The sequence below is a fragment of the Dokdonia sinensis genome, from assembly GCF_003688895.1.
In the GTDB taxonomy this organism is placed as follows: domain Bacteria; phylum Bacteroidota; class Bacteroidia; order Flavobacteriales; family Flavobacteriaceae; genus Dokdonia; species Dokdonia sinensis.
Genome location: NZ_REFV01000014.1, coordinates 1 through 13,686, shown reverse-complemented (window position 1 = coordinate 13,686; position 13,686 = coordinate 1). Strand labels below are relative to the sequence as shown.

The 13,686-nt window shown below is 40.8% G+C and carries 10 protein-coding genes; 1 reads left to right on the top strand and 9 read right to left on the bottom strand.

The window, feature by feature from the left end; all coding sequences use genetic code 11:
- Positions 1-124 precede the first annotated feature (124 nt).
- The 9 genes from EAX61_RS13085 to rnhB form a co-directional block, all read right to left on the bottom strand.
- The gene (locus EAX61_RS13085) at positions 125-790 is read right to left on the bottom strand and encodes a TapB family protein (RefSeq protein ID WP_121918156.1); all 666 of its coding nucleotides are present in this window, start codon (positions 788-790) and stop codon (positions 125-127) included.
- A 10-nt stretch (positions 791-800) separates the two neighbouring features.
- Positions 801-1,865, bottom strand: a complete 1,065-nt coding sequence (locus EAX61_RS13080) for a hypothetical protein (RefSeq protein WP_121918155.1) — start codon at positions 1,863-1,865, stop codon at positions 801-803.
- Between the two features lie 139 nt (positions 1,866-2,004).
- A complete protein-coding gene (locus tag EAX61_RS13075) occupies positions 2,005-3,294 on the bottom strand; it encodes an OmpA family protein (protein ID WP_121918154.1) in 1,290 nt (429 codons plus the stop codon).
- Between the two features lie 180 nt (positions 3,295-3,474).
- Entirely contained in the window at positions 3,475-3,870 is a 396-nt protein-coding gene (locus tag EAX61_RS13070) for a hypothetical protein (protein ID WP_121918153.1), read from the bottom strand.
- A 21-nt stretch (positions 3,871-3,891) separates the two neighbouring features.
- The gene (locus EAX61_RS13065) at positions 3,892-4,923 is read right to left on the bottom strand and encodes a Kelch repeat-containing protein (RefSeq protein ID WP_121918152.1); all 1,032 of its coding nucleotides are present in this window, start codon (positions 4,921-4,923) and stop codon (positions 3,892-3,894) included.
- Positions 4,924-4,925: 2 nt separating this feature from the next.
- On the bottom strand, positions 4,926-5,078 hold the full coding sequence (locus EAX61_RS16575) for a hypothetical protein (RefSeq protein ID WP_201739460.1): 153 nt from the start codon (positions 5,076-5,078) through the stop codon (positions 4,926-4,928).
- A gap of 349 nt (positions 5,079-5,427) precedes the next feature.
- Entirely contained in the window at positions 5,428-8,232 is a 2,805-nt protein-coding gene (locus EAX61_RS13060; RefSeq protein ID WP_121918151.1) for a hybrid sensor histidine kinase/response regulator transcription factor, read from the bottom strand.
- A 96-nt stretch (positions 8,233-8,328) separates the two neighbouring features.
- Positions 8,329-10,785: a hypothetical protein gene (locus EAX61_RS13055; RefSeq protein ID WP_121918150.1), complete on the bottom strand. Its 2,457-nt coding sequence runs from the start codon at positions 10,783-10,785 to the stop codon at positions 8,329-8,331.
- 97 nt (positions 10,786-10,882) lie between these two features.
- Positions 10,883-11,515 (bottom strand): ribonuclease HII, encoded by a 633-nt coding sequence (rnhB, locus tag EAX61_RS13050; protein ID WP_121918149.1) that lies wholly within the window; start codon positions 11,513-11,515, stop codon positions 10,883-10,885.
- A 67-nt stretch (positions 11,516-11,582) separates the two neighbouring features.
- Here rnhB and EAX61_RS13045 point away from each other — a divergent pair, with 67 nt between their 5' ends.
- Positions 11,583-13,550, top strand: a complete 1,968-nt coding sequence (locus EAX61_RS13045) for a putative porin (protein ID WP_121918148.1) — start codon at positions 11,583-11,585, stop codon at positions 13,548-13,550.
- Positions 13,551-13,686 lie beyond the last annotated feature (136 nt).

The window sequence follows — 13,686 nt, the reverse complement described above, 5'->3', positions numbered from 1 at the left end:
CTGGGCGCGCTTCGCTTGCCTGACGTATGACATAGGACTAAAAAAATATGGTTCAAGATTTTGTCCTACGTCAGATGGCGCCAGCCATCAAGTCCTACGTCCTTATTTGATTTCGATTTCAACCTCAATTAATGGCTTGTAAAACACTTTTTGTTATGAGGTTTCCATTGCTTTTTCGGGTTTCCTCCTTTACCATTCCTACGCCTTGAGCAATCCACTGCGTGGTGTGCATAGTTCTGGACATTCCCATTCTGAGGGTGTTTGTGTATGTAATGACATAACAGTCAAAGGTGCCAGCGGGAGTGGTAACACTTTCTTTGCGCGCTACCTTCCTATCTGTCATTGCTACCGTTGAGGTAATGTTCATCATTCCTGCATCTACCTTCATAGTAACAGAAGCATCTGGAAGTGTTTCCCCCACGCTCATCGTATTGGGAAAGAATATATCATCTCCAGTAATGCTGTATTCCATTCCGTCATATTGCTGTATCTGTGCACTCATAATAGATTCTGGATCTAGACGTGTCGTTCCGCCGTCGCATAGTGCCTTGAATGAAGACTCGGTTATCAGCTTTTCTCTTTTGTCCTTGAGTTTCATTGCGATGGTGAGCTCATTGTTATTAGCTTCTGTCACGGTATATTCCACAATGGTAGATAGCCGTTCTCGCTTGTCTAGCTGGTGGATGATGTGAGTTTTTCCTTCTTCAGTAGGATAAAACTGGGAACAGGAGTTCTGGGCGACTACCGGCATCATAGCCGATATCGCAATTGCGATTAAAAATGTTTTCATTGGTTTTAGATTATAAAGTGAGACTTGTTTGTATGATTTGTCTAGGACCGCCCGTTCTCGACCGTGCATTAACCCAGAAATTTGTACCGTCAAACGCGATTCCGTTAACGCTGTAACCTTCTAGCGTGATAGTCTCGACGACTTGAAAAGAGTCGCTCGCATCACATTTATAGATATTTCCATTTGAGCATACATATAGAAAACCGCTTTGATAATCCAATCCCTGCACATCACGGTCCAGTTCGATAGTTTGCTCAATCACCTGTGTTGTCCCGGAGCTGTTATAACTTAGTAGGTAGAGCGTGTCTTCATTCCCGCTAGAAGCCCAAATATGTGTGCTATTTATTGAAGCAAGCCCTTTTATCCAGGCACCCATTTCTAGAGATGTAAATATCTCTGTATTCGTGTCTTCTGTAAAAGCTGTGAATCCACTAAAACCGTTATTAGATTGAAAAATATACTTATCCGGCACGTCAAATTTTTCGACCTCTACGGCAAATGCAGACTCCGTTGTAGTGATAGTTCCATCAAGAGCAAATGTTTCCGTATTTACTAGGCCTATGCTTTCTGCCTCATAGCCGTTGCCCAGTAAGATGTGACTGCCATTAAACGCAATATCTGCATCTTCATCCCAAGGAGCATCTCCTTGAGATAGTACTGTGATTCTTGTTATCCACGAGTCAACATTAGGCGCATCACTTACTCTCGTATAAGTGCTCAGGTTACCGTTACTTTCTCTGAGCTCAAGGGTAGTTTCTGTTACCGAGTAGTTAACTAGATTAGTCCCGAAAAAGCTAAAATCAACAGTTACCTGCTCATCCGTAGCCGTATAATTTCCAGAAGTATTATCCCTGAAACCTAAAGCATCTTCATTAAGAATATTAATCGTATTGTCTTCATTAACTAAAAGATAATCGAGTTCTAGACCTAAGATTGTTCCAGAATTTCGTTGCCAGTCACCTACTATAGATGCGTCCTCCATCATCGGAGTAGTACCACCATCATCATCATTGCCCCCGCAACCCAGTGTGAGTAATACGATGAACATTCCTGTAATTTTAAATAGTGTTTTCATAATTTTTGAGTTTTAAATATTCAATTGTCATTTCTGCAAAGGCGGAATTCTCATCCACCTCAGTTTATTTTTAATTCTTACACATCTTCCATCTTCCATCTTCCATCTTCCATCTTCCATCTTCCATCTTCCATCTTCATCACAGCTTCACAAATTCTACGCGACGGTTTTGGGCTTTTCCAGACTCAGTATCATTTGGGGCTACTGGCTGGCTTTCGCCCATCCCGTCGGTAGTGATGCGGGTGGTGGCTATACCATATTGAAGGGTCATCGACTTTTTTACTGCGTTTGCCCGCTTTCGCGAAAGCGTAACATTTCCATCCTCAGGCCCATCTGCATCAGTGTGACCTATAATCTTGATGTTGACATCAGGATTTTCCTCCAGCACCTTGACCAGATCCCGTATCACGCCAAAAGAGCTGTCCTTTAAAACATCACTTCCAGATTCAAAAAGGATTGCGTTTGTGGATAAACGGCCTTCGGTAATAAGCTTACTACGGTTGTCTTCTCCTGTTTTTGCCATTTTAAAGTTTGCGATATAGAGTTCGTCCATCCCAGCGGCATCGCGTAGACTGCGGGTATGCATTTTAAATACATTTGCCGCCGATGGGACAAGTCTGGGGACATCGACCAATTTATTTTCATTCATCCACACCCGAATACGTGTTTTGTTCACAGCAATTGCGATGTGAGATTTGCCGTTAATGGCCTCTCTATAGTCCTTTCCAATCTTATTGCGTATGATGCGCTTTCCATTTTCTACCTTCTCTACAACACCTTGAGATTCTATGAACTGACAGGGTGAAAGTTCAACCATACACCAGTCTTTAGATTTTTGAAAACCAGTGTTGTCTTCTAGCAGTAACGTGAACATTGCCTGAGAACTCGTCTTCCCATCTAGTCCTTGTGTTAGTAAGTCAAACTCGATGGTGTAATTTTCTGGAAGACGCTGATCTAGCATCGGGAGATATTTAGAATTTCCGCCTAGACGAAGCCATTTTTCTCCGTTAACCAGTGCGATTTCACCACTCCCATTCGTATCCCATCGGGCTGGAAAATCTCCTTGATTTTCGGTGACGAAGGAGTTTTCGAAAATCACAACATTTCCAGGTGTAAAGTCTGATGCACGTGCTACTTCATATGTTGGAGTGTCGGGTTGTGGTGCATTGCCTATAATGGGACTACCGTTATCCTTGTCATTGCTCTTTTTTCTTTTATCTCTTTTCTTCTTTTTACGGTCTTTCTTTCGGTCAAAAATGCTGTCCAGACCGGCATCTGTTTTCTTTTCGGTTTCCTTTTCGACGCGACGTTCCACTGTTCGTTTGGCTGCCTTTTCGGCTGCTTTCCCTAGTTTTTTAAGTAATTGTGCCTGCACTCCCGAAAAGCTGAAGATGAGCAATAGCAACAAGATTAATTTTTGTGTTTTCATAATGAGTTTATTTAATGTGTGTTTTTGGTTTCGGTAGTTTCGATACAATTTTAAACTGCGCTGTCGCTTCGTTTAAAATCACTCAACCACCTTAGATTGTGCTATTTTTTTATCCTACGTCCTACGTCAGATGGTGCCAGCCATCCTGTCTTACGTCTTTTTCAGTTTTCGATTTTAATTTCAGTTTCGGTTGGGATCATCCAGATTTTTTTGCTTCGCTTTTTCTAGCATTTTGGTTACCATAATCTTGAGTGAATCTTGCTTTGCAGGATCTTGACTCAACCTGTGAATGTGGTATTGCGTGAGCATTTCTTCCCGTTGCTCTGGGTCTATTTCTAGCCTAGCGAGCAACGAACGGTAGTCTGTCACCCCAGCAAAATTTAGATCGCTTGCTCCAAACAGGTTCCCAAAGATTCCGGCCTGGGCATCTAGCATATTAAAGTTGCCCGTGGAGTCTATCTGCTTCTGTATTTTCTCATTTGTGGTGGGGGTTTGCGCTTTCGCGCCCGCCTGTCCGGCCGGCAGGAAAGCGGAAATAAAAATCATACCCGCAATCATAATGTGTGTCGTTTTCATATTGATAGTTGTTTTAATGATTTATTCTATGGTAATACTGAGAATCTCGCTGGACGCTTGTGTGGAGTTGTAACCGCCAAAGATCCAGAGCGCCCCTCGGTAATTGAGGACATTGTGAGCGTAAAGCCCATCACTCGTGCCATCTTCATCTTCCTCAAGCTCAACCTGAGTCCAATTTTCCATATCCTCGCTGTAGTAGATATCTCTAAAAATGGTGGTGCCCGCTCGACCTCCTATTAAAAAAGCTTTGTCCTCGTAGGCCGTAAGCGTATGATTGATTCTGGGGTTGAAAATGTCTCCCGCGAGCGTCACTTCTTCCCAAGTAGTTCCGTCCGTAGTTTTCCAGACTTCGTTTACGGGAATAGTACTAGAGGTATGACCTCCTAAAACATAGAGAGTGTCATTGAGAATCACCGTCTTTTGATAATTTGCAGCAGCAAAGCCTGTGGTAGCCTCAAAAACCCAGTCGATTCCGTTATTAGAGGAATACACATTGCTCCCAAAGGTGAGATACCAGCGACCATTAAACGCTGTAACCGTGTGGTGATAAACGTTCCCAAAAATTGCAGAAGCACTTTCAAGCGTCCAGGTCAACCCATCTGTAGAGCTCCAGATGTCGCCATAATCTTCTCCAGCATCTAGATTTATGCCGCCTATCATAATCATCTTGCCGTCTATCACATTAAGCGTATGTCCCGTCCGTGCTGGAAATTGGTTTGTAGAAACAGACAGCCAGTTTGCTCCATTCTCACTACGCCATACTTGGCTCGTTGTTGTAAAATAGGGTGGACCAAAACCCACGTGACCTCCCACAACCCATACACTACCATCATACTCGACCATTGCATTGCTTGCAAACTGACCTATCTGGTCTTCCTCCGTTTGCGTTGTAAATAATAAGGAAAGCGGGTCTTCTTCTCCACCGCCCATATCATCGGTACCACCGTCGTCGTCGCTCATTCCTGGTCCTCGGTCAGAATCATCTGTGTCGCAAGAAATTGTGATAGTGCCAAAGGTGAGTAGGAGTGCAAAAAGAAATTTTGTTGTTTTCATAATCAGTCTTTTTTAAATATGGTTTTAGTAATGAGTTTGTTTTTCTGTATGATTTTGAGCGTATACTCGCCTTTTTCCAAATGATCCACATTGAGATAAATTTCGGCGCTGGGGAGCGCGGGAAGTTTACCTTCATATTTCTTTGGCTTGGTCATTTGGTTCGTATTATTTGGGGGAGAATCAACGCTTGTCCAAATGTATTTCCACCACTTTCAGTTCCTTGTCTTGTATGTAACAAGAGCTGTTTTATATGTAACAAAGGGCTATTTGTTTTCTCGCTTTCGCGAAAGCGTAACCTTCATAACACCTTTTATATCGATAAGAAATAGCCGGTAAAGAAAAGGTTGCGCAGGAGGAAGTAGGGGCACGCAAACGCTATTGCTACATCGATGGGACAAAGCTATCTAACTGATGCTGTGTGCCTTGCAACAGATGTAACAAAGCCTATAATAGATGTAACAAGCTGATTATAAAGGGGTAAACACCCTTAAGAGTTAGGGGTGATTATGACTTTTTTGCGTAGTCAGACGGGGCAATGCCGTACTGTTCCTTAAAGCATTTTGTAAAGTAGGAGTGATTGTTAAACCCGACGGAGTACCCTACTTGAGATACATTAATGTCAGATTTTTTAAGAAGTTGTGCGGCGAGCTTGAGCCTTTGCGACCTTACGAACTCTGTAGCCGAAAGTCCTGTGAGCGCTTTGAGCTTTCTGTGTAATTGCATTCTGGACATTCCAAGCGCCTGTGCAAAATCTTCTGTATTAAAGTCCGACTCAATAAGTTTCTCGTCCATAACTGCTTGTAGGTTCTCGAGAAACTTCTCCTCGATAGAATTTGTAGCAATATCTTTAGGAAGTAAAACAACTTCCTGGCTAAAGCGTTCTTGAAGTCGCTTGCGACTCTCCAGCAGATTATTTGCGGTTGTTTTTAGGATTTCTGTATTAAATGGTTTTGTGATATACGCGTCTGCCCCAGTTTCTAAACCCTTGAGCTGGTTTTCATCTCCAGCTTTTGCGGTGAGCATCAGGACAGGGATGTGGGAAGTAGCCTCGGTAGATTTACAGTTTTTAGTAAATACAAGGCCATCTTCTTCTGGCATCATTAAGTCTGTGATGATGAGGTCTGGAACGGTTTCTTTGGCAATTTCAAAACCTATTTTTCCGTTTTCGGCGGTATGAATGGTGTAGCTGTCTTGAAAGATGGAGCGCACATAATTGCGCAGGTCTTCATTGTCATCTACAATAAGCAGGATAGGGTTTGTGTTTTTTGAGAAAATGTCTTTTTCTTCTGTTTCGGGTATGGTTGAGGTTTCCGTTTTTGCGAAACTTGTGCTGAGCGTAGTCGAAGTAGCAGCATCATACGTGCCGGCATTTTCGTCTTCTATAGGCGTTGCAATCATCCCTTCGTAACACTCTTCCTCCGTAAATGCTTCTCGAGTAACGGGTAATTGCACCTCAAAAACCATCTCATTATTTTCATTTTTTACGGCAATTGTTCCTTTGTGAAGCTCAACCAATTCCTTAGTAAGCGCCAGCCCAATTCCTGATCCAACCGACCCTTCATCTGCTCGTTGAAAACGGTTAAAGAGCGTTGCGAGAACGTCTTTAGATAAGGTCGTTCCAGAATTTTTTACGGTAAGATTCAATATTCCATTTACGAGTATTGCATTAAAGTGTACGGTTGCATTTTCAGGACTGTATTTTATGGCGTTAGAAAGTAAGTTGGTCGTAATTTTCTCCAGCGCGTCTGCGTCAAAACAATACGTGTCTTCTGGAATGTCAACCTGAGTATCGTAATCTTGCCCTTTTTCCTGCGCTAGAAATTCAAAAGAAGAACCTAATGATTTTAAGAACGTAGCGAGTCTTCCTTGTTTTACTTTAAGCTTAAAATGTCCCGACTCCAGCTTAGACAAATCCAGCAATTGGTCTACCAGAGTAACAAGGCGTTGTGAGTTGCGCTGGGCAGTTTGTAAGTTTTGTTTCTCGCGGGCAGGTAAGTCAGGTTTTTGTAACTGTTCCTGGATGGGGCCTGCAATAAGCGATAGAGGCGTTCGGAACTCGTGGGAGATATTGGCAAAGAAATTGGATTTTGTGGCGTCCAATTCACGCAGTATATCATTTGTTTTTTTACGATTTCTATACCCTAGAAAAAGGAATATACCCGCTACGGTAGTTAGTCCAAGCCCACCCAATAAAAGATTACGTTGGTTTTTCTTTTGTTGTTCGGCGAGGGCATTTTCTGTTTTAAGTAGGGTGATTTCTTGTTGTTTTTTATCTGTTTGATATTTTGTTTCTAATTCTAGAGCTTTTTGTTTGTTAGAGGCTTTATTGAGTGAATCACTGAGTTTTAATTCTAAATTTTTGAATCGGAACGCCTCTTCTATAGCACCTAGTTTGTAATGTGCCTCAGCTTGATAATGCAACATTTCGACTTCGTCGTGAGCATTTGGATATCCATAGTTCTCGAACAATTGATTCGCCCTTTCTAATAGCTTAAGCCCTTCTCTGGGTTTATTATTTTTTATGTAAAAATCACCTACAGATTTAAAAATTATGCCTTTATCTGCGCTGTCGTCTAGATACTCAGAGGTAGCTATTCTAAGTTCTTGGTATTTCTCTGCTTCCTTGATATTACCTTTACGTTCTTCCAAAGAAGCGATACTCCAAAAAGTGGTTATTAATTGTGCATAATCTCTGTTTTCGCTGAAATACCGTTCTGCTTTTCTGTAAAATAATAGCGCGGTATCAAGATTTTTTTCTGCATTTTCTATCTCAGACAGAACTCCATAATAACCGCCCATTTTTTGATATCCCCAGTTCAATAACAAACTATCATCAATTTTGGTTGCGTATTTGAGCATTTTATCCAAATGCTGTTTGGACTGTAATAATCCTTCTTTTGTAAAAGTGAATTTGAGAATTTGGGATTGATAGAACTTTGTCTGGACTAAATCTTCATTTACAATATTGCGTTCATCAAAAAGCGAATCCATTTTTAGAAAAAACGACATAGCTACGTCATCCTTTTGGTCTTTATAATTGAGGACCCCCAACTTATAATAGATTTTTCCCAGTAAAGTGTCGTTGTTAATGTTTTTATTAAGCTTCAACGCTTCCCGAAGATAGTCGTCACTTTTATCTCTTTGCGAATCTATAAATATATCGGCGAGTTGAATATAGGCTTCTGCTTTATACTCTTTGGAAGCAGTTGTAGAAATTAACTGATTGAGCGAGTCTACTTTTTTTTGAGTTTGTCCATAAAAAATGGAACTTAGAAATAGTATAAATATGAAAACAACATTTGAACGCATAGGGTGTTAATATAAATGCCAGTTAAATGTAGTAATTATTACAATACCAATGACTTAACGCTGTGCCTATCGTAACAGATGTGTGTTACAATATTGCTAATTCACCTTATAAATTAATATGGAACTCGCATCACCCTGCGTCACAAAGCCAAAACTCTTCCCGCGCTCTAAATAACCTAGACTAGGTTTTGAGATACCGTAAACTGGAAGATTTTCCAGAGGTTCTCCTTTAGAGTTGTAGAGAAACACTTCTTTGGCCTCGACATTTGTAAATCCGACATATTCGGATTTACCCACGGTAGCAAGTACAGGTTTGCTGTAGGTGCCAAAGGGAAGTTCTACCTTTTTACCTTTTATTCTCAAGTCATTCTCTCTCATAGAAACGGTCGTTCTACCATCTATAAGTATCGTGGCGTCAGACCCGATATCAGTTGCATTTTCTGTAATCTTTCCAGATTGTGAGATAGCAATTTTATCTCCATTTACGGTATAAGTCAGGAAATTATTTCCGTCATCAAAGAGAGGCGTATCGCCCAAATTAATTTTCTGTTCCACCTCGATTCTAGATTTTCCGGTGCGGCTCAGGATATTGACGTTTCCACTATTTGTGGCAATCACGATGTAATCTTTGTTTGCAAGGCGGATATGTTTGGGAGGGAAAATAACTTCGCTTTCGGCTTTGGAGAACTTAAATCCAGTTACAGGTTCTGCTTTTTTGTCGTACATCAATACTTCATCATTTTGAACAATCACAAAACGATAATTACGATTATTCTCGTAGTCAAAAATTGCAAGAGGTTGGGTGATCGGGTCTTTAAAACTTAGCGGGAAAGGTTTTATTTCATTTCCATTTCTATCTAAAATATAAAATGTTTTATCCGTCACAAAGGCCAGTTGTAATCTGCCATTGCGATATAAATCTACCTGCTGGACATCTCCTTTAACCTGTCCGTCAAGTTCCTTTTGCCACAACACTTTCCCTACATTGCTGATGAGGTAAAGCGTATTATTAATATCCTGCACGACGATATCCATCCCTTTGGTACGATGATTTTTTACTAACTGCGGTGACATTGTGATATCTGCATTGAGTTTCACATTTGCAATTTGACTCACGGCTCCTGCGGCTGCGGGAGCTTCATTTTGATTAAGTACAAAGTTAAAATGCATAAAATCCCGCTCCTGCACAAGTTGGGTAGCGAGATACGGATAGGCATCCAGCTTTGCACTGCTTAGTTTTTTCCTTCCATCGTCAGAGACCCACGATTTGTAATGTCCATTTCCTAAGATTTCCACGTGCAAATAACTGGCTGCACTACTGAGTCTGCGCGCAGTATTTTGGTAAGTCTCACTTTTGGCAAGGGTCGCGTTATTTTGGTAGTTTGCAATGATAGTTTCGAGTGCGGTCTGGTTTTCGCCAAAAATGAAAAAGTCATCCACGTTACAAAACACAGTAACTTCTGGTAAAGGGAGTAGGGGTTTGTACGCTTTCGCGAAAGCGGCCTTAGCACCCATCTCACGTATCTCAATATCCCGAAAAGTGGTGATCATATCATTGCCCGCCAGCGCTCCTTCTGTTAATGTCACATCTCCCGAAACACCTATAACGACAATACTCTCTGGCAAATGTATCATCCCAACTTCTTGAAATGTGTTAAAGACTTCTTCCTGGTCTATATTGAACTTCACCGCATCCCGCTTCTGAAAAAGCGCCTGATTGTCCTTAAATGTTCCCCAGTCCCGATGCGTAACCGCCGAAACACTCAATGCCGAAAGTGGAGTGATCTCCGCTATACGGTTGGGAACGGGTTGGGTGTTTTTGAGGAGTTCGAGTTTTAGGCCTATCGAGTCTTGGGAAATGGCAACACCGCTTAAAACGATGTCGTTTTCATTCAAGTCAATATCTGCAGAGAGCCAACTGAAAGCATTATCCAGCGGTGCGTTTCTTGCTTCTGGAAAAATATTGCGCCATACCGTTGCTCCGGCCTCTCCACGTAATAGTATACTCGCAATTGCATTACTACTTGTTGCATCATAAGCTCGATGAAACACTTCATCTTGCACAACTTTCTCCTTGCGCTCTCGTATTACATTTTCCAGGAGCAATTGAGAACTACTGAAAATAGCTGCCTCATTTTCAATAAGATAAAACAGAGGATTTTCAACTGATGATGTCTTTTTTATTTTGCCTTTATCGGTCGTGAGGGCAAGACTGTCATTTTTAAAAAGTGAGGCGGTCGCTTCAGTAATGATACTCACTTCATATTCATTTCTTCCTACAGGAGTGTAGCAAAAGAGTGTTTCCCCGTCAATGGTAGTTTCATTTATAAAAGCCTGTTGCTTTGCCACAAATGTGGAAAGCGCAGTGGCATCCATTGCGGTGATGAAATTATTGTTTTTTAACGATGTGGCGAGCGCTTTTGGGTCTTCGGTTTTTATGATGACCGCTGCCTTGCGAGGAATATATCGTGTTAATGATGAGTCTGTTGTCTCTGGGGTCTCGCAACTGGCGAGACACAATAACAGCATTGTAAAAAATAGAAATTGTTTCATAGCGTAGTCAACTTTCCATTTCAAAAATAGAGAGAAGAACGCATTACGCTTCGCTTATTTCATCTAGTTATCTACGAGGTTCTTAACAATGAGTGGTCTATTTAAAGATATCAAAATCAAAAGAATATTGTTCTGGCAACAACCTAAAACTTCTGCGGTGATATTTTGTAATACCATAGTCTCTTATAGCTTGTCTATGCTCTTTTGTGGGATAGCCCTTGTTTTTTTTCCAGTTGTACATCGGGTATTCCTCGTGTATGCGCTCCATAAAATGATCTCGTGCTGTTTTAGCCAGGATGGATGCTGCGGCGATAGGCAGGTATTTTCCATCACCTTTGATGACGGTAGTATGGTCTATGTCAGGAAAGGGTTTAAAGCGATTGCCATCTACGAGGATGTGTTGGGGTTTTTTTTGCTTTCGCGAAAGCGTACCTATCATCCCCTCAATACTGCGATGCATTCCTAATATTGAGGCGTTGAGAATGTTGATTTCATCTATTTCCTCCATCATCACGTGGCAAATACCAAAAGCTATGGCTTCCTGCTCTATAATAGGTTTGAGCAATTCCCGTTTCTTTTCTGAGAGTTGTTTGGAGTCTGTGAGGATATCGTTTAAGAAGTTGTCAGGAAGCATAACAGCGGCCGCAGTAACGGGTCCAGCAAGGCATCCTCGACCAGCTTCGTCTGTCCCGCACTCGATGAGGTCGGTATGATATTTGAGCTTTAACATCCTTTTAAAAGCGGAAAATAAGGTTATCCCGACAAAAAAATTAACTTTGACCGATTAAAATACGTAAATGCGCAATCTTCTTTTACTCCTTACTATATTCTTGCCACTCATTGCCACAGCGCAAATTACTAAGTTTCCCACTCAAACTGGAGGTAATCGAGGCAGCAACCAGACAGGAAAAACGAGCAATAACAAAATTGCTGATTTTGACAGACCTCCTGTTGAGGATTATAAAATTATTTCCATAAAAAATGACACTACTTACGTAGATACTACGCTGTCTATGTATAAGGAATATCGATTTAACTACTTGCGCAAGGATACCTATGAGCTATTGCCCTTTGGGAATACAGGACAAACGTATAATACCTTAGTTTACGATTTTGAAAAAACGGCCACAATGCCTCAAAGTATGGCGCAAGCCAGGCATTTTAACTATATGGAGGTAGGAGATATATCCTATTATCACGTTCCCACGCCACTTACAGATCTTTATTTTAGAAGTGCTTACGAGCAGGGGCAACAGCTTGATGCTTTTTTTACGATGAATACGAGTCCTAGATTTAATTTTTCTATCGCTTATAAAGGAGTACGTAGTTTAGGGAAATATCAGAATGCGCTAACGAGCACGGGTAATTTTAGGTCGGCTTTTAGTTATCATACAAAAAATAATAGATATCACGTGAGAGCACATTGGGTGGCTCAAGACTTGCTTAATCAAGAAAACGGAGGTTTGCAGGATGTCGCTCTAGAGCAATTTACTAGTGGAGATGACCAGTTTGACGATAGGTCTCGATTATTAGTGCAGTTTCAAGATGCCGAGAATATCCTTGACGGTACTCGAGTTTATCTCAATCATTACTATAATATTATTCAGAAAAATGATTCCATCTCTGACTATTCTTTGCGGGTCGGTCATATATTTAATAGTGAAAACAAATTTTATGAATACAGGCAAGGAGCTGCTCAGGATATTTTTGGAGAAGCTTTTGAGTCGGGAAGCTTTTCAGATAGAACAGATCACGAGGAAACGTATAATGAGGTAAATCTAGTTTATTCTGATAAAAATTTAGGGCAGCTTACTTTTCAGAGCAATATTACAAACTACGATTATGGATATAATTCAGTATTGTTGCTGGAGTCCGAAGAAGGTGGAGAAGCACAACGTATTCCGAATAAGCTTATAGGAGATATTGTAGCAGTAGGGGGTAGGTATAAGAATAAAATTGGAGATTTTAATATACAAGGAGATGCGCAAGTAAATATTGCTGGAGATTTCGATGGATATAATGTTACAGGAAGTGCTGGCTACGACATCCCTAAGATAGGTGAGGTGACGGCGACTATTAATAGTAATTCAAGAGCAGCAAATTACAATCATCTGCTTTTTCAAAGCAATTACTTAAATTATAATTGGCATAATGCCCCTGGCTACAATAATGTAAAAACTAATACATTGTCTTTTGATTTGAAATCAGATAGGTGGGTAAATGCATCTGTGTCTGCTACCACAATTGATGATTATGCATATTTTGCACTTTCTACAGCAGACACTTTAGTAAGTTCCTTCCAGAGTAGTAGTCCTGTAAACCATCTTAAGGTCACAGCACAAAGAGATATACGATATGGCAAATTCGGTCTCAATGCAACCGTGACGTTTCAACAGGTAACAGGAGCAGAAAATGTACTTAATGTGCCAGAAATACTTACGCGAGGGTCACTCTACTTTACAGATCGTATCTTTAAGAATGCGCTCTTGTTACAAACAGGTTTTAATGTAAAATACTTTACCGAGTATAATATGAACGCCTACGATCCTATCCTAGCAGAATTCTACGTCCAGAATGATCAAGAGCTTGGTTCGTTCCCGCTGCTTGATTTTTTTATTAATGTAAAAGTGCGTCAAACTCGCATATTCTTAAAAGCCGAACATTTTAATAGTAGCTTTACTGGCAATGACTTTTTTAGTGCCCCTGGGTATCCCTATCGTGACTTTAATGTGCGATTTGGCCTTGTTTGGAATTTCTTTCTGTAATAGTTACTGCGCTTTCACGTAAGCCCTTTTAGGTTTTGTGAAGTTTATGTTTTTGTATCTTTCTGTGGTAGAGTCTTTTATGTTGTTGTTTATTTGGTTTTAAAAATTTCACATATTTTCTTTAGTTTTTGTCTTG